Annotated in this window: 22 protein-coding genes; 11 read left to right on the forward strand and 11 right to left on the reverse strand. The window is 63.1% G+C overall.

Annotated elements, in window-relative coordinates; translation table 11 throughout:
• The first annotated feature begins 31 nt into the window (after nt 1-31).
• Together ASD07_RS21340 and ASD07_RS21345 are read left to right on the forward strand one after the other, a co-directional pair.
• A complete protein-coding gene (locus ASD07_RS21340; RefSeq protein ID WP_055934865.1) occupies nt 32-409 on the forward strand; it encodes a TraR/DksA family transcriptional regulator in 378 nt (125 codons plus the stop codon).
• A 9-nt stretch (nt 410-418) separates the two neighbouring features.
• Nucleotides 419-1318 (forward strand): universal stress protein, encoded by a 900-nt coding sequence (locus tag ASD07_RS21345; protein WP_055934868.1) that lies wholly within the window; start codon nt 419-421, stop codon nt 1316-1318.
• Nucleotides 1319-1326: 8 nt separating this feature from the next.
• Here ASD07_RS21345 and ASD07_RS21350 read toward each other — a convergent pair whose 3' ends face one another.
• Nucleotides 1327-1686, reverse strand: coding sequence for a hypothetical protein (locus ASD07_RS21350; protein ID WP_055934871.1), 360 nt, complete (start codon nt 1684-1686; stop codon nt 1327-1329).
• A gap of 167 nt (nt 1687-1853) precedes the next feature.
• On the reverse strand, nt 1854-2384 hold the full coding sequence (locus ASD07_RS21355) for a hypothetical protein (protein ID WP_055934874.1): 531 nt from the start codon (nt 2382-2384) through the stop codon (nt 1854-1856).
• Nucleotides 2385-2507: 123 nt separating this feature from the next.
• On the opposite strand from ASD07_RS21355, the gene ASD07_RS21360 reads away from it, so the two are divergent.
• Nucleotides 2508-3938 carry an ATP-binding protein gene (locus tag ASD07_RS21360; protein ID WP_055934877.1) on the forward strand — a complete coding sequence of 477 codons (1431 nt, stop codon included), beginning with the start codon at nt 2508-2510 and terminating at the stop codon, nt 3936-3938.
• The gene (locus ASD07_RS21365; RefSeq protein ID WP_055934879.1) at nt 3935-5197 is read left to right on the forward strand and encodes an HD domain-containing phosphohydrolase; all 1263 of its coding nucleotides are present in this window, start codon (nt 3935-3937) and stop codon (nt 5195-5197) included. The genes ASD07_RS21360 and ASD07_RS21365 overlap by 4 nt, the downstream gene beginning before the upstream one ends.
• On the opposite strand, the gene ASD07_RS21370 is transcribed toward ASD07_RS21365, so the two are convergent.
• The 3 genes from ASD07_RS21370 to ASD07_RS21380 form a co-directional block, all read right to left on the reverse strand.
• Nucleotides 5157-6350 (reverse strand): ATP-binding protein, encoded by a 1194-nt coding sequence (locus tag ASD07_RS21370; protein WP_055934882.1) that lies wholly within the window; start codon nt 6348-6350, stop codon nt 5157-5159. The two genes, ASD07_RS21365 and ASD07_RS21370, sit on opposite strands and share 41 nt — an antisense overlap.
• Before the next feature lie 19 nt (nt 6351-6369).
• Nucleotides 6370-7266 carry a zinc-dependent peptidase gene (locus ASD07_RS21375; protein WP_055935391.1) on the reverse strand — a complete coding sequence of 299 codons (897 nt, stop codon included), beginning with the start codon at nt 7264-7266 and terminating at the stop codon, nt 6370-6372.
• 93 nt (nt 7267-7359) lie between these two features.
• Nucleotides 7360-7995 (reverse strand): winged helix-turn-helix domain-containing protein, encoded by a 636-nt coding sequence (locus ASD07_RS21380; RefSeq protein ID WP_229207240.1) that lies wholly within the window; start codon nt 7993-7995, stop codon nt 7360-7362.
• Nucleotides 7996-8226: 231 nt separating this feature from the next.
• Here ASD07_RS21380 and ASD07_RS31485 point away from each other — a divergent pair, with 231 nt between their 5' ends.
• From ASD07_RS31485 to ASD07_RS21395, 3 genes are all read left to right on the forward strand, one after another.
• Nucleotides 8227-8478, forward strand: a complete 252-nt coding sequence (locus ASD07_RS31485) for a hypothetical protein (RefSeq protein WP_055934885.1) — start codon at nt 8227-8229, stop codon at nt 8476-8478.
• 250 nt (nt 8479-8728) lie between these two features.
• On the forward strand, nt 8729-9778 hold the full coding sequence (locus ASD07_RS21390) for an OmpA family protein (RefSeq protein WP_055934887.1): 1050 nt from the start codon (nt 8729-8731) through the stop codon (nt 9776-9778).
• 95 nt (nt 9779-9873) lie between these two features.
• A complete protein-coding gene (locus ASD07_RS21395) occupies nt 9874-10749 on the forward strand; it encodes a YihY/virulence factor BrkB family protein (protein ID WP_055934890.1) in 876 nt (291 codons plus the stop codon).
• Nucleotides 10750-10751: 2 nt separating this feature from the next.
• Here ASD07_RS21395 and ASD07_RS21400 read toward each other — a convergent pair whose 3' ends face one another.
• Nucleotides 10752-11822, reverse strand: a complete 1071-nt coding sequence (locus tag ASD07_RS21400) for an AI-2E family transporter (RefSeq protein ID WP_055934894.1) — start codon at nt 11820-11822, stop codon at nt 10752-10754.
• A gap of 18 nt (nt 11823-11840) precedes the next feature.
• The gene (locus ASD07_RS21405; RefSeq protein ID WP_055934896.1) at nt 11841-12152 is read right to left on the reverse strand and encodes a BON domain-containing protein; all 312 of its coding nucleotides are present in this window, start codon (nt 12150-12152) and stop codon (nt 11841-11843) included.
• Between the two features lie 156 nt (nt 12153-12308).
• Between ASD07_RS21405 and ASD07_RS21410 the strand changes: the two genes are divergently transcribed.
• The 4 genes from ASD07_RS21410 to ASD07_RS21420 all read left to right on the forward strand — a co-directional run bounded on the left by ASD07_RS21410 (nt 12309) and on the right by ASD07_RS21420 (nt 13976).
• A complete protein-coding gene (locus tag ASD07_RS21410) occupies nt 12309-12758 on the forward strand; it encodes a glycine zipper 2TM domain-containing protein (RefSeq protein ID WP_055934899.1) in 450 nt (149 codons plus the stop codon).
• Nucleotides 12759-12770: 12 nt separating this feature from the next.
• On the forward strand, nt 12771-12923 hold the full coding sequence (locus ASD07_RS30350) for a DUF3309 domain-containing protein (RefSeq protein ID WP_082507486.1): 153 nt from the start codon (nt 12771-12773) through the stop codon (nt 12921-12923).
• 15 nt (nt 12924-12938) lie between these two features.
• The gene (locus ASD07_RS21415) at nt 12939-13286 is read left to right on the forward strand and encodes a hypothetical protein (protein WP_055934900.1); all 348 of its coding nucleotides are present in this window, start codon (nt 12939-12941) and stop codon (nt 13284-13286) included.
• A 78-nt stretch (nt 13287-13364) separates the two neighbouring features.
• On the forward strand, nt 13365-13976 hold the full coding sequence (locus ASD07_RS21420; RefSeq protein WP_055934903.1) for a Crp/Fnr family transcriptional regulator: 612 nt from the start codon (nt 13365-13367) through the stop codon (nt 13974-13976).
• Here ASD07_RS21420 and ASD07_RS21425 read toward each other — a convergent pair.
• The 4 genes from ASD07_RS21425 to ASD07_RS21440 are packed head-to-tail and all read right to left on the reverse strand — an operon-like array spanning nt 13973 to nt 15571.
• Complete coding sequence (locus ASD07_RS21425; protein ID WP_055934907.1) at nt 13973-14332, reverse strand: hypothetical protein; 360 nt, start codon at nt 14330-14332, stop codon at nt 13973-13975. The genes ASD07_RS21420 and ASD07_RS21425 overlap by 4 nt on opposite strands.
• 10 nt (nt 14333-14342) lie before the next feature.
• Nucleotides 14343-14732 carry a phage holin family protein gene (locus ASD07_RS21430; RefSeq protein ID WP_055934910.1) on the reverse strand — a complete coding sequence of 130 codons (390 nt, stop codon included), beginning with the start codon at nt 14730-14732 and terminating at the stop codon, nt 14343-14345.
• A 3-nt stretch (nt 14733-14735) separates the two neighbouring features.
• Nucleotides 14736-15038, reverse strand: coding sequence for a YqjD family protein (locus tag ASD07_RS21435; protein WP_055934914.1), 303 nt, complete (start codon nt 15036-15038; stop codon nt 14736-14738).
• A gap of 26 nt (nt 15039-15064) precedes the next feature.
• Entirely contained in the window at nt 15065-15571 is a 507-nt protein-coding gene (locus tag ASD07_RS21440) for a bacterioferritin (protein ID WP_055934917.1), read from the reverse strand.
• Nucleotides 15572-15577: the final 6 nt, after the last annotated feature.

The following is a 15577-nucleotide window of genomic DNA, read 5'->3' on the forward strand; positions in this document are numbered from 1 at the left end:
TCTTCCGAACAATGAATTCGTGGAGACCGCCATGGGCCTGTCGCCGGATCAGCTTGCATCATTGCAAGCCGCGCTGGAGCAACGCAAGCTAGCACTTTTGCAGCAGCTTGCCGGCCGCATGGACGGCGAGCTGGCGCGTGTTCCGGCGGTCGAGGAAATCGAAACCTCGCCGGCAGACAGCGCCAGCAATCGCACCCTGAACCAGCTCGAACTGGAAGCCGACGAGCACAAACAGGCACAGCTCAGCAGTATTCGCCACGCCCTGGCCAAGATCGACGAAGGCAGCTACGGCCTGTGCGACAACTGCGGCAACGAGATCCCCTTCTCGCGCCTGAATGCGCGGCCCGAAGCGCCGCTGTGCATCGCCTGCCAGACGCGGCTGGAGAAAGCGACGGCGGCCCTGCGCTGAGAGCAAGCCATGGCCTACAAAACTATCCTGGTGCATGTTGACGATGCGCCCCACAGCGCAGCGCGCATCCTGCTGGCGGCCGAACTCGCGCTGCAGGAAGGGGCGCATGTGGTGGGCGTCGCCACCACCGGCATTTCGCGCTTCCTGTACCAGAACGAAACGGTGGACGACAACGACCCCAACCTGGCGCGCCACCTCGCCATCCTGCGCGAGCGCGCCAGCCATGCGCTGGCCGAATTCGCACCGCGCCTGCAGAAGCTGGGCGTGCAATCGTTCGAACAGCGCATCCTCGACGACGAAGCGGCCACCGGCCTGAGCCTGATGGCGCGCCATGCCGACCTGGTGATTCTCGGCCAGCTGGCGCCGAACGGGCGCGGCCCCGACGTGCCGGCCGAAGTCCTGGCCGGCAGCGGCAAGCCGGTACTGGTGCTGCCATTTGCCGCGCGCACCTCGTCTGCCATTGCCGTCACCAGCGACGGCGTGGCCAGCCCGGGCGGCCCGGCGCCGGCGCGCCACATCCTGGTCGCCTGGAATGCCAGCCGCGAAGCGGGCCGCGCGCTACAGGATGCGCTGCCGCTGCTGCGCCGCGCCGACAGCGTCACCGTGGCCATCTACGACGCCGATGCGCGGCCCGGCGTGTTCGGCGATCCGCCCGGCACCGACGTGCTGGCCTGGCTCGAGCGGCACGGCGTGCTGGCGAAACTGGTCCTGGGACAAAGCGAGCGCCACGGCCTGCTGAAGCGTCCCGGCAACGTCGGCGAACAATTGCTGGCCCTGGCAAGCGAGCGCGATTGCGATTTACTGGTGATGGGGGCGTACGGCCATTCGCGTTTCCGTGAAACGCTGTTGGGCGGCGTTACGCGCAGCGTGCTTGACACGATGACGCTGCCGCTGCTGATGTCGCATTGAACGCGCCGTCAGCCGCCGGACAGCCAGGCCTGGTTGCGGATCTTGGCCACCTGGCGCAAGGCCAGCCACTTCCAGATCTGCAGCGCATCTTCCTGCTTGCAGCTCATATGGCGCGGCGTGGCGAGGGCAAGCTCGCAATCGCGGTCTGACCACTCTTCGTAGCGCACACCGCCGTCCTGGCCGACCTCGACCTGGTACATCAAGCCATCGTCGTAGCCGAACTTCAGGGTGGCGCTGCCGGGAATGCCGTCGGGGCCGTGGATCTTGCCGCCGTACACGTCCGACAGTGCCGCCACCAGTTGGGCTTCGGTCGGCGCCGAAACATCGCGCCGGTCCGGCCGCGAAAGTACTACCCATGCCTGTGTCATTGGCCCTCTCCCCCTCAGAACAAAAGCGCTAGCTCTTGTGGCAGATGATGTACTGGACGGCACGGCGTGGTCATGATCCACGTCTAGTTCGCTGCTTTTATTGTAGCAACTATCATACCGAAAATTACTTTTCGCGCAGGGGGCGTTTGCATTCCGCAACAGGGCGCTTAAACAAATTGTGGGACTGACAAGGGATCGAAATCTTTCCAGTCGCCGTTCTCGATGAGGCCCTGGGCGCGCTCGATCTTTTCGGCGCCCTGCTGGCGCATCAGTTCAATCGCACGCGCTTCCTGCCCCTCGTCCACGGCCACGGCGACCATCATGCCGGAGTGGCGCGGTGGCGGACCCGATTCATTTTTTTCCTTCATTTCAGAAAAGCTGTACAGTGAGCCGACATGGGCGCCGACCAGTCCGCCCAGCACCGGCCCCAGCGGCCCGGCCAGCGGAATGGCTGCCGCCCCGGCTGCCGCACCGATGGCGGCGCCGGTCACCTCCCCCTTGGCCACTGCTTGCGGGGTCTGCTTGGCGCCCGGCGACTCGGCGCGGTCGCCGCCGGTCGGGATCACATTGTGCTGCCCGGGCGGGTTGTTGAAGAAGTTGGTGACGCGACCGGCAGCGAAACCGGCCGCCTTGAACGCTTCGCATACGTCAAGCGCGGTTTCCTGCAACTGGAAATGTCCTGCAATGATGGTGGCCATGTTGTTTCCTCCAAAAGCCCTAGCCTGCCTAAGCTGCGCTTTTATGACTGTTAGCTATCGCACGCGCACCTTTTCTATTTCCCGCCGTATAATCAGTTCGTCCACATCAGATGCCACTTTGACATGAGTAGCTTCTACAACGAAAGGACTGCCGAACGCACGGCGATCGCACTGTCCGAACTGCTGGACGGTCACCCCGTTGCGACCTTCGTCATTGACGTCGACCACGTCATCACCCACTGGAACAAGGCCTGCGAACACCTGCTGGGCTGGGGCACGCATGAAATGGTGGGCACGCGCCAGCACTGGCAAGCCTTCTACACCAAGCCGCGTCCCTTGCTGGCCGACCTGATTGTGGACAATATCGACCCCGCCACCGACCGCAACTTCCGCGACAAGTACAAGTCCTCTTCGCTGATCGACGGCGCCTATGAGGAAGAGGACTTCTTTCCCAACCTGGGTGCGGCCGGGCATTGGCTGCAATCGACGGCGGCGCCGCTGCGCGGGCACGACGGCAAGCTGGTAGGCGCCATCCAGAGCCTGCGCGACGTCACCGAGCGGCGCGTTGCGGAAAATGCCCTGCGGCGCGCGCACGACAACCTGGAACAGACCGTGCGCCAGCGCACCGCCCAGCTGGCGGAAGACATCCGCCAGCGCCAGAGCGCCGAAGAAGAGCTGCGGCGGCGCAATATCGAACTGACCGAGCTCAATGAAACCCTGAGCCGCACGCAGCAGCAACTGGTGCAGTCCGACAAGCTGGCTTCGATCGGCCAGCTGGCTGCCGGCGTGGCGCACGAAATCAATAATCCGATCGGCTACATCTTCTCCAACTTCGGCACCCTGCAAAGCTACCTGGACAGCCTGTTCTCCATCCTCGACACCTACCAGCAGGCGGAGGCGGCGATTGTCGACCCGGCGGTGGCGGCACGCCTGCGCGCCATGCGCGAGCAGGTCGAACTGGATTTCCTGCGCACCGATATCCCGACCCTGATGCAGGAGTCGAAGGAAGGCATCGTGCGCGTGCGCCACATCGTGCAAGACTTGAAGGACTTTTCGCGCGTCGACAACCAGCAGGAATGGGTCTGGGCCGACCTGCGCCAGGGCATCGACTCCACCCTCAACATTGTCAGCAACGAAATCAAATACAAGGCCGACGTGGTGCGCGAGTACGGCGAAATCCCGGACATCGAATGCCTGCCGCTGCAAATCAACCAGGTGGCGATGAACCTGCTGGTCAACGCCGCCCACGCCATTGGCTCGATGCGCGGACGCATCGAAATCCGCACCGGCTGCGATGGCGAGCAAGTCTGGTTCAGCGTGTCCGACAACGGCAGCGGCATCGCGCCGGATAACCTGGGCCGCATTTTCGATCCCTTCTTCACCACCAAGGAAGTCGGCAAAGGCACCGGCCTTGGCCTGTCCCTGTCCTACGGCATCGTGCAAAAGCACCAGGGCCGGATCGAGGTCCAGTCCACCCTCGGCCAGGGCACGACATTCCGCGTCACCCTGCCCAAGAAACGTCCTCCCAACGAGCAGAAGGAAGCCCCCCAATGATGACCATCCTGTGTGTCGACGACGAGCCGAACATCCTCTCCTCCCTGCGCCGCCTGTTCCGCGGCAAAGGCTACGAGGTGCTGACGGCCATCAGCGGCGCGCAGGGACTGGAATTGCTGGAGCAGCAGCCGATCGACCTGGTGATCTCCGATATGCGCATGCCGGAAATGGACGGCGCACGCTTCCTGGCCCAGGTGCGCGAACGCTGGCCCAATACCGTGCGCCTGCTGCTGACCGGCTACTCCGATGTGCAGTCCATCCAGGACGCCATCAACTGCGGCGAGATTTACCGCTACATCACCAAACCCTGGGACGACAACGACATCCTGCTGATCGTGCGCCACGCGCTGGAACGCCACCAGCTCGAGCTGGAAAAGCAGCGCCTGGAAGCGCTGACGGTCAAGCAGAACGAAGAGCTGAAGTCGCTCAACGCCGGCCTGGAACATAAGGTCGAAGAGCGCACGCGCCAGCTCAAGGCCAATTTCCTGACCACCATCAAGATCCTGTCCAGCATCGCCGAAGCGCGCGGCACGGGCCAGACCGGCCAGACGCGCCAGGTGGCCGACCTGGCGCGCAAGATGGCAACCCAGCTCAAGCTCGATATGAACGAGGTGCAGGATATCTTCATCGCCGCCCTGCTGCACGACCTTGGCCGCATCGGCTTTTCCGACGAGATGCTGCGCACCCCGATGACCATGCTGCAAGGCGCCGACCTGGCGCTGTTCCGCAAGCACCCGGTGTCGGGCGCGCAGTTGCTGATGCCGCTGACCGACATGGCCGGCGTCGCCGCCATCGTGCGCCACCAGATGGAGCGCTTCGACGGCCAGGGCTATCCGGACCGGCTGGCCGGCTTTGCGATCCCGATCGGCTCGCGCATCCTGACGCTGGCGATCGATTACTACAACCTGCAGCAGGGCGCCCTGGTGCAGCGCCACCTGAAGCAGGAAGAAGCCAAGTCGCTGGTGATGGACGGCAGCGGCAAGCGCTACGACCCGCAGGTGGTGCAGGCCTTCCGCCAGGTGGTTGACGGCGGCGCGCGCGGCGCACTGGAAAGCACCGATGTCGAACTGCTGTCCGGCGAACTGGTGCCGGGCATGGTGCTATCGCGCGACGTGGTCAGCCGCGACGGCCTGATGCTGCTCGCCTCCGACCATGTGCTCAATGAACGCATGATCCAGCAGCTGCAGGACTTCGAAAAAAAGAGCGGCCACCGCCTGCCTATCTGGGTTCAGCGGAGCGCAATGGCAAATACACGGTAAACGCCGAACCCTTGCCGGGCTCGGAAATAACATTGATGCGCCCGCCATGCTTGCTGACGATGCCGTAAGCCAGGTAGAGACCCAGGCCGGTGCCGCTGCCCACCGGCTTGGTGGTGAAGAAGGGGTCGAAAATGCGGCCCAGGTTCTCGGGCGGGATGCCGACGCCGTTATCCTGGATGCGCACATGCACGCCTTCGCGGTCGGCACCGGTCACGATGCGGATGATGCCCTGGGCCGGCAAGGCCTGGATCGCATTCAACAGGATGTTGCGGAACACCTGGTTCAACTGGCCAGGCAGGCCATGCACCGGCGGCAGCTTGCCATAGTGCTTGTCGACCTTGGCCTTGAAGCGCAGCTCGTTGGCCAGGCTGTGCAGCGTGCCGTCCAGCCCTTCGTGCACGTCGGTTTGCTGCCAATGGCTCTCGCCCAGCTCCGAGAAGTCCTTCAGCGCCTGCACGATGTCGCGTACGCGGCGCAAGCCATCCATCGATTCGCGCAGCAAGGCCGCGGTATCTTCTTTCATGAAGTCGAAATCGGCCTGGCTGCGCTGCTCGGCCGTAGCGCTGTGCTCGACCAGCTCGAACAGGGTATCGGCATAGCTTTTCAGGGTGCCGATATTGGAGGTAACGAAGCCTACCGGGTTGTTGATCTCGTGCGCCACGCCTGCGGCGAGCTGGCCGATCGAGGCCATGTTCTGCGCCTGCAGCAGGGTTTCTTCCATTTCCTTGCGGTCGGTGATATCGGTCAGGGAACCGATCACCTCGAGCGGCGCGCCCTGCTCGTCGCGGATCAGGCGCAGCTTGTCGTGCATCCACAGGTAGCGCCCGTCGGCCGTGCGGAAGCGGTACTCGTAGGCTTTCTCGCCTTCGGTGAAGATCTGCGCCAGGCTGGAAAAAATGTTCGGCGCGTCGTCGGGGTGGATATGGTCGAACCAGAAATTGGGGTCGGCCACCATTTCCGCCGGCCGGTAGCCCAGTACATTCAGCGCATTGGCGCTGACGAAGGTCATCTTGAAGTCGCCGCTCGGCACCGTGCTGTAGATGATGGCCGGGGTGTTGTCGACCAGGTATTTCAGGCGCTGCAGCGGATCGGCCGGTTCGCTGGCGCGGGCCGGCGCTTCGCTGGTGATGAAATCGAAGTCTTCGAATTCCATGGGCGCCTTCGCAGTCTCCTTACCAGTCGGCCCAGGCGAACGACCGCACGGGCATTGGCATCGCCAGGAAGGCCGGTTCCGGCGCCGGCGGCGGCGGCGCCGCCAGCCAGTCGCGCGGATCGACCCGGTAGTACTTTTGCAGCTCGCCGTACAAGGCCGCATGGCGCTCGGCCAACTGCCACGGCCGCGTGAAGAAGGTTTCGGTGACCACGGCAAAGAACTCGGCCGGGCTGGTGGCGCCGTAATGGTCCAGCACACTGTCCTGCCGGCCCAGCCAGGCTGCGTGGCGCAGGTTGGCGTAGTCGCGCGACAGCACCTCCGACCAGCTGCGGTAGCTGTCCGGGCTGCCCAGGTAGGGCGCGCCGTTATTGCTGCCCGATTCGCTGTCGAGCTGGTGGGCAAATTCGTGCAGCACCACGTTGTTGCCGCCCTGCCAGTCCAGCGTGCCGCGTTCGACATCGTCCCACGACAGCACGATACGGCCGTCGCTCCACGATTCGCCCAGCATCTGCCGGCGCCCGGGAGTCACCACGCCGCCCGCCTCCACCTCATCGCGCCGGGCGACAAAGGCGCCCGGGTAGACCAGGATCGTGTGCAGGGCGCGATAAACCCTGCTCGGCTTGTTCAGCAGCAGCAGGCAAGCCTGGGCCGCGATCGTGACGCGCATCACATTGCTGACCTCGAGCCCGGCGCAACCGACGAATTTTTTCTGGTGCAGGAACTGCACCACCATGCGTTGCAACTGGCGCTGCAGATCAGGCGCCAGCTGGCGGTAGAAGGGAATGCTGCGCTCGAGCGCAGCCTGCTCGGCGACAGCCAGCGGCCGGGCCAGCGCCCGTCGCAAACTCCAGCGAGGATATACGAGCGGCGCCGCGATACCCAGCGCCGTCAAAATAAGCAAAACCCAAGCGTCCATGATGCCGTCCATAACAGAACTCGTTCCGCCACAGATGGGGCTGGTTAATGGCATTTCAACATGCCATCAATGGAAGCTTATCACTGTTCCGGCTTAAGGCATGGCCTTTTGCATGGAGCTCGGGGCGCCAAACAGCGCTGCCACCAGCGGGTCGCGCTGAACCGGAGCCCGGTTGACGCGGATGGCGTAATGGGTGTCGTCGGCCAGGATATGGAAATGACGGCCATTGCCGGCCATGCTCTGCTCGCGCAGGCTGGGGCGCTCCTTGCGCGGTGGCGCACCTTCGCGCTTGGGCTGGGCGATCGCGGCCAGGAAGGCTTGCACGCGTTCGGCATCCGGGGTCAGCTGGTATACCGCCTTGCCCAGGTAGGTTGCCGTGCCTTCTATATAGCGAGCCAGTTCGATCACGCCTGCTTCGCGCAGGTCGCGGATGTACTTACGGGCGCCAGAGGGCGAAAATTTGAGGAACCAGGCGATCTCGTCGGCCAGCATTTCGTGGTTTTGTAGTTCCGCCACCAGCTTTTGCATATTTTCAATGCGGCGCAGGGTTGCCGAGGTGGAGCGGACGCGCTCGATCGGGGCTAGCGACAGGGCTTTGCGCTCCGACACGGGACCGGGACGCTCGACAAGCGCCAGGCGTGGACGGGCAGGCACAGCCGGCAATGGTGCCGGCAGCTCCAGGGTAGCTTCGATTTCGAGGCCATGGGACGATTCTCTGATTGCGTGCATTTGAACACTCCTTGTAGAAGCCAGGGTGGATTCGCAGGCTCCAGAGTGCCTGCCTGCGACTCATCGGTCTGTGCGGCAACGAACATACAAACGCACAAACATTGGCTATTTGCCAATCTTGGGTGCGTCCTGGGTTTAGACAAGGCTTTCCTGTGTGTGTTCCCGAACAGAGTAGAAACCCGACAGCGACCTATGCTGGACCCGGCATCAACCAACCAGAGAGGAACGATCATGAAATATCCAGTCCTGCTCGCAGCCCTGGCCCTGGTGGGCCTGAGCGCCTGCGAAAAGACCGTGACCAACAACCCGCCGCCAGTGGTGGAGCCGGCGCCGCCGCCAGCTGTCGTGCCGGGGCCGCCGGGGCCATCGGGCCCGCAAGGTGATCCGGGAACGCCTGGGCCGCAAGGCGAGCCAGGCAAGCCGGGGGGCGACACGGTGATCGTGGCGCCGCAGACCCCGCCGCCGGAAGCTGAAAAAAAATAGTCATTCAGTCAACCAACCGCCACCTATACCCGTTTAGGTGGCGGCTTGACGGGAATTTCAATAGTGAAATAAGGTATATGTTGTATAAATGCTACATACTTGCTATACTTCAAGCCAAATGTGCGCCAACGCACTGATACTCGCGGTTAACGCCGCCTAAACTGAACCCACAGCAATGCATCACCGCTGGGAAAGGGAGTCGCGCAACTTTTTTTTGCGACTTTGCTACTCAAACAACGGGAGTTTTCTAGTGAATAAGATTAAGAATATCGCCATCGCCGCTGCGATGTTGTCGGCTTCGTTCGCCGCTTCGGCGCAGGACACCCTGCTCAACCAAAACTGGTACGTCGGCGCTGGCGCTGGCGCGTTCCGCCCTGACGGTGACTGGGGCATCGACAAGTACGACGGCGCTTACGGCCTGAAGCTGGGCAAGGCCCTGAATGAACAGTGGGACCTGCAATTCAACGCCACCCACGCTGCCACCAAGAAGTTCGGCTCCCGCTACGGCCAGAAAACCCTGGGCGTTGACGGCCTGTATATGCTGACCCGCAAGTCGGTACGTCCATTCCTGCTGGTTGGTGCCGGCATGGAACGCGATGTGTTCACCGCAGCGAACAGCCTGGCTGAACCAAAGCGCAATTCCCCGTTCGTCTCCGTTGGTGTAGGCCTGCAGTCGAACATCACCGACCGCCTGTTCCTGCAAGCTGACCTGCGCAACGTGCACGGCTTCATCCGCGGCGACGAGTTCGCCCTCTCGAAGTCGAACAACAAATACCTGATGTTCTCGCTGAACTACCTGCTGGGCCCAGCACCACAGCCAGCCCCGGCTCCGGTACCGGTCGCGCCAGTTGTTGCCGAGCCAACCCCGGCGCCGGTCGTAGCGCCAGTGGTGACTCCGCCGCCAGCACCGAAGTTCGAAAAAGTGACCATGTCCGCCAATGAGCTGTTCGCCTTCGACAGCGCCAACCTGGCACCGGAACAGCCTAAGCTGGACGACATGGCCAAGCTGCTGAGCGAAGACAAATCGGTCAACAACGTGGTCATCACCGGCCACACCGACCGCCTGGGTTCCGACAAGTACAACCAGAAGCTGTCCGAGCGCCGCGCTGAAGCTGTCAAGACCTACCTGGTCAGCAAAGGTGTTGATTCTTCCCGCCTGACCGCGCAAGGCAAGGGCAAGTCCCAGCCAGTGGTTCAGTGCAACGACAAGAAGATGAAGCGCGCTGACCTGATCAAGTGCCTGGAACCAAACCGTCGCGTCGACATCGACAACGTGACCGCGGAACGCCGCGTCAAGTAATCACTGCCAAGGCAGTCTGGAAAGGGACCTTCGGGTCCCTTTTTTTGTGCCCCGGCGCACCGTCAGCCTGGCCATTGCGCGCGTAAGCTTGCCCCATGAGCTGGAGACGCCTGCCCCACATCGCCAAAAAACTGCCTGCCGTCGGCTGGTGCGCCATCACCGAATGGCTCGAGCACCGCGCCAGCAGCAAGGGTGCCGCGCTCGCCTTCTACACCCTGTTTTCGCTGGCGCCGATCCTGGTGCTGGTGATTGCCATTGCCGGCCTGTTCTACGGCAAGGAGGCGGCGCAGGGCGAACTGTTCTTCCAGTTGCGCGGCCTGGTAGGCAGCCAGGGTGCGGAAGCGATCCAGCTGATCCTGTCGGGCGCCACCAATGAAACACAAGGCGTGATCGCCACCATCATCGCCGGCGCCCTGTTGCTGTTCGGCGCCACCAGCGTGTTCACCGAACTGAAAGGCAGCCTCGACGAAATCTGGCAATTGCCGCCCGCGCAAGGCAGCGGCATCTGGGATACCGTGCGCACCCGGCTGCTGTCCTTCGGCATGGTACTGGTGCTGGGCTTCCTGCTGCTGGTATCGCTGGTGGTCAGTGCCGCCCTCGCCTTCGCCGAGAAAAAAATGGGCGCCTACTGGCAGGATGCCGCGCTGCTGCTGACCGTCCTCAACCAGGTCATCAGCTTCTTCGTGATTTCCGCCCTGTTCGGCGTGATCTACAAGATGCTGCCGCGCGTGAAGCTGTCCTGGCGCGACGTGGTGATCGGCGCCCTCGGCACAGCTGCCATGTTCACGCTCGGCAAATACGCCATCGGCGTGTATATCGGCAACAGCGGCGTGACCGACAGCTTCGGCGCTGCCGGATCGCTGATCGCGGTACTGCTCTGGGTCTATTACTCGGCCCAGGTGTTCTTCCTTGGCGCCGAATTCGCGCGCCAGTATGCGCTCCAGCTTGGCAGCCTGCGGCACCGGCAATAAGCTCACTCGCCAAGCAGTTCGGCAACCACCTCCATGCCCTCGACTTTTTCCGCCACGACCTTGACGATCACCACCACCGGTACGCCCAGCAGCAAGCCCCATACGCCCCACAGCCAGCCCCAGAACAGCAGGCTGACGAACACGGCGGCGGCATTCATGCGCGCGATGCGGCCGGTCATCCAGGTGGCAATCACGGTACCGACCAGGGTCGCGATGGCAATCGACGCCAGTGCCACCAGCGCCACCATTTGCAGCGATTCCGTTTGCAGGTAGGAGGCGACGCTGAGCGCGCACACGATCAGCAAGGGGCCGAAATACGGCATCAGGTGCAGCAGGCCGGCCACGATGGCCCAGGCGCCGGCGTTTTCCAGGCCGATAAAGTGCAGGGCCAGCCACATCAGCAGCGCCAGCAGCACATTGGTCACCAGCAGCATGAACATATAGCCCTGGATCGAGCTGTTGATCTCGTCCAGGATCTGCAGCGTGACCTTCTTGCGCGTCAGCGAGGGCCCGGCCAGTTTGACCAGCTTGCGCTTGAAGGTGTCGCCGGACAGCAGCAGGAAAAACACCAGGAACACCACCATGGTGGCCTGGCTCAGGAAAGACAGCAGGCCGCGCGAGCCGGCCCAGACCCAGTCGATCACCTTGATATGGCCGCCGTCCTGCGTCACCACGGCTACCGCCTTGCGCGGCGGCGTGGCCGGTTTGCCGGACGTGGCTTGCTCGATCTGGGTGGCGACGTCCTGGATGCGTTTCAGCGTGCTGTCCTTGCCCGTGGTGGTCGACGCCACCAGGCGCGAAAACTTGCGGCCGGCATCCGGCAGTTCTTCGATGATGTTGGAAAATTCGACGTGCACCTTCTCCGCCGTCACCGCACCGCCAACCAGGATGGCGAAGGTGACCAGCGTGGTGCCAAGCGCACGCCGTACGCGCACGCGCTCCAGCCAGGCTACCAGCGGATTAAGCGTGTAGGCCAGCAGGATGCCGAGCAGCAGGGGCACGAGGAAGCCCCGGCCCCACTGCAAGGCGTACAGGAAGGCGACAGTGGCAAGGATGGTCTGCGCCAGGCGCATGAGCCATGCCACCCGCGTTTATTTGACGCGGATGTCGTTCTTGACTTCTTTGACACCTTTCACGCCGCGTGCGATTTCGCCGGCGCGGGTGATGTCGGCAGGCTGGGCCACAAAGCCGCTCAGCTGCACGGTGCCTTTGAAGGTTTCGACATTGATTTCCGTCGACTTCAGCGATGGCTCGTTGAAGATGCTGGCCTTGACCTTGGTCGTCAGTGCAGAGTCGTCGACATATTCGCCGACACTTTCCTGGGTTGGGGTCGAGGCGCAGCCAGCCAGGCCGAGGGTGGATGCAACGAACACGGCAGTAGCGAATTTATGTGCGAGTTTCATGGCGCTTCTCCTATGTGTGGTGGGTGTTCCGGGCACTAGTGTCCAGCTAACAGGGGCAGTTATCTGTTCGCCAGCGAACATTGTGCGGAATCGCACAGACGAGCACGCGCAGCGCGCCCTAAGCTGCGCCTAATCCCACCCACAGGAGGAGGCATCATGAAACCGACTGTATCCCTGGCAGCGATGATGGTGGCGGTGGCCGCACTGTCGGCCGGCTGCGCCAGTAATTCATCCTATCCCCAGTCCACCGACTATTCCTCGCAGGCTGATATCTCGACGTATGGCACGGTGGACTCGATCCGCGTGGTACGCGTTGACCCGGCCACCAGCGGGGCCGGCGCTGTTGCCGGCGGCTTGCTGGGCGCCCTGGCCGGCAGCCAGATCGGCTCCGGCTCCGGCCGTACCGCGGCCACCGCCGCCGGCGCCATTGGCGGTGCCGTGATCGGCAACCGTGTCGAAGAGAGCCGCAACATGCCGCGCGATGTGTACCAGATCAGCGTGCGCCTGGATAACGGCGACTACCGCACCATCAACCAGGACAGCGCCTACGACCTGCGGGTCGGCACGCGCGTGCGCATGGTCGATGGCCGGGTGTATCGTTATTAACGGGAGGTAGCCATGGCCACCATTCTGCTGATTGTGCTGGTGCTGCTTGTCATTGGCGCCCTGCCGACCTGGCCGCATAGCCGCAACTGGGGCTATGCCCCCAGCGGCGTTGCCGGCCTGATTGTAGTCGTCCTGCTCATCCTGCTGCTGACCGGCAGGCTCTAGCGAAGGAGCAACATCATGAAAAAGCTGATTGGCGTTGCGGCGCTGGCCCTGTGCGGGCTGGCCGGCGCCCAGGTCACGCCGCCTGAAGTTGCACGGCAGCAACAGCAAGAACTCAAGCGCGGCGACCCGCCGCGCTGGACCAGGCCGGACCGCACTGAAGCGGCCCAGCTTGCCACGCTGCGCAAGGAAATCAACGCGGCCCTGCGCGAAGCCCTGGAAGCCTGCAAGCAGCAAGGGGCTGGCGCAAACAGTGACTGCGTGAAGGAAGCGCGCACTATTGCCCAGGCGGATATGGCCAACGCACGCCAGATCCACCTGGCCTCGCGCGACCTGTCGCGTACTTTCGAGACTAGTGGTAAATAAGCAAGCGGACAACCAGCAGTTATGGTCGCAGCATAAAAAGTCATCCTGACCTTGCGCCAGGTCAGGTATGATGCGAGCATGCCACATGCATACCAATTACAAAGAGAGCAACACCGGGCCACAACCGTCCAGCGCTTGGGCATCGGTGTTGCACTCTACGACCGCTATACCGAGCTGAGCGCTCCGCACGTGACCCCGGTCCACGTGCGCAAGGGCACCATGCTGCAGGAGGCCGGCGCGCGCGCCACCCACTACTACTGGATTTCCAGTGGCGTGGCGCGGCGCGGCCATATTTCCGTTGCCGGCGAAGACCTGACCCTGGGCTTCATCACCGAAGGCGAGAACACCGGTTCGCACAGCGATATGATGGGCGGCCTGCAAGGGGAACCGGCGCTGGAATTCTTCGTCGCCGAGACCGCGGTCGAGGCCTGGCGCATCGACTGGATGGCCATGCAGCGCCACAAGGCCGAGCATGGCTTCGTGCACGAGTATTACCTGAAGATTATCGAATGCAGCATCCGCCGCTATGCGGCCAACCTGCAGATCCGCAGCCACAATTCGGCGGAAGCGCGGCTGGAAGCGTTCCGCAGCCAGTTCCCCGGCCTGGAACAGCGCATTACCCAGCGCGCGCTGGCCTCTTACCTCGGCATCACGACGCAGTACATGTCGCGCCTGCGCAAAACGCCTTAAGCCTCGGGCTTGCGCCGCATCAGCCACCAGGCGCCCACTGCCGCCAGTACCCCGGCCGCCGCAGCCGGTTTCCACAAGCGCTTGCGGGCAATCCACGAACCCACCGTCACCGCATACGGCAGCACGGTTTTGAAGCTGATGCCGGACAAGCCGCCGCCCTGGCCGATGAAAGCGCCAAGGCGCGACTGCAGCGTGCCGATGGCCTGGTCCACCGCCCCATGCAGCAAGGCTTGCGGCTGCAGGGCATGGATCACTTCATGCTTGGAGCGCAGCGTGCTGAGGCGGTACAACTCCCCTTCCCGCACCAGCCTTTCCTTGGCGACGGCAAGCGCCTGTAATTCCTGTCTGGACGCCATGTTTTCCCTTTCAAAGCAGCATGTCGCGGTCGGACTTGAGTTCCGCCATGGTCGCCGACAAGCCCAGTTTGCCTTGCCGCACCAGGCGGCGTCCCCACAGCACCAGGCCGATTGCCAACACTGAAAAGGCAAGCGCCAGTACCAGCAGGATTTTCCAGCCCATCGCCTCCCAGCACAGGTAGATCAGGGTAGCCGTGCCGAACGCAATGGCGAACCAGGCAGCCAGCAGGGCCACGGCAAACACGATGGACAATTGCAGCACCGTGTCGCGCACCTCGGTCAGCTCGAGGGCTGCGAGTTCCAGGCGCGACAGTAAAAGGTGCAGGCAGTTTTTGGCAAGCCCGGCCACTGAGGCGATCAGGCCGGGCGGTGGTGGTGGTGCCTGGTTCTCGGCCGACATCGCTTATTTGCGGCCGAGGATAACGCCGACCAGCAGGCCCACGCCGGCAGCCACGGCGATGGAACGCCATGGATTTTCCTTGACGTAGGCGTCGGTCGAAGCGGCCGCCTGCTTGGCGCCGGCCACTGCGCTGGCCTGGGCTTCATGCGCCTTGGCCAGGGCGCTATCGAGCGCTTTCATGCCGCGGCCACGCAACTCGTCGGCTTTTTCACCGGTCAGCGCGGTAGCGGCAGTAAACAGGGCTTGCGCATCCTTGACCAGCGTTTTTACATCGTTGTTGACGGTACTGATGTTCTGTTCCAGCATGATAGGACTCCTCTTTCGTCAGTGATTCAGGCCAATAGGTCTCGCATATCGTCGGCGTGTTCTTCCTCTACCGCCATGATTTGCGTCAAGAGTTGCTTGGTCGTCGGGTCGCTGTCGCCAATCAGTTCGATCATCTGGCGATAGCTCTCGATTGCCACCCGTTCTGCCACCAGGTTGGCCCGTACCATTGCTTGCACCTCCCTTGAGTCATCATACTCGGCATGGCTCCTGTCGAGCAACGTTGCTGGATTGAAATCGGGTTCGCCATTGAGCTGGACGATGCGCTCGGCCAGCCAGTCGGCATGCTCCTGCTCCTGCGTCGCATGCTCCAGGAACTCGGCCTTGATCGAAGCATTCGACAGGCCGGTCACCATGTAGTAGTGGCGCTTGTAGCGGTGGATGCAGACCAGCTCGGTGGCCAGCGCTTCGTTCAGCATCTGCAGCACCTGCGCGCGGTTGCCCTTATAGCCTTCGGTCACCGGACCGTCGGCCATATTGCGGGCTGCCGCGCGGATCGCATTTTTATCGATCATGGAAAC

The sequence above is a fragment of the Duganella sp. Root336D2 genome (genome assembly GCF_001425005.1).
Classification (GTDB): Bacteria; Pseudomonadota; Gammaproteobacteria; order Burkholderiales; family Burkholderiaceae_D; genus Rugamonas.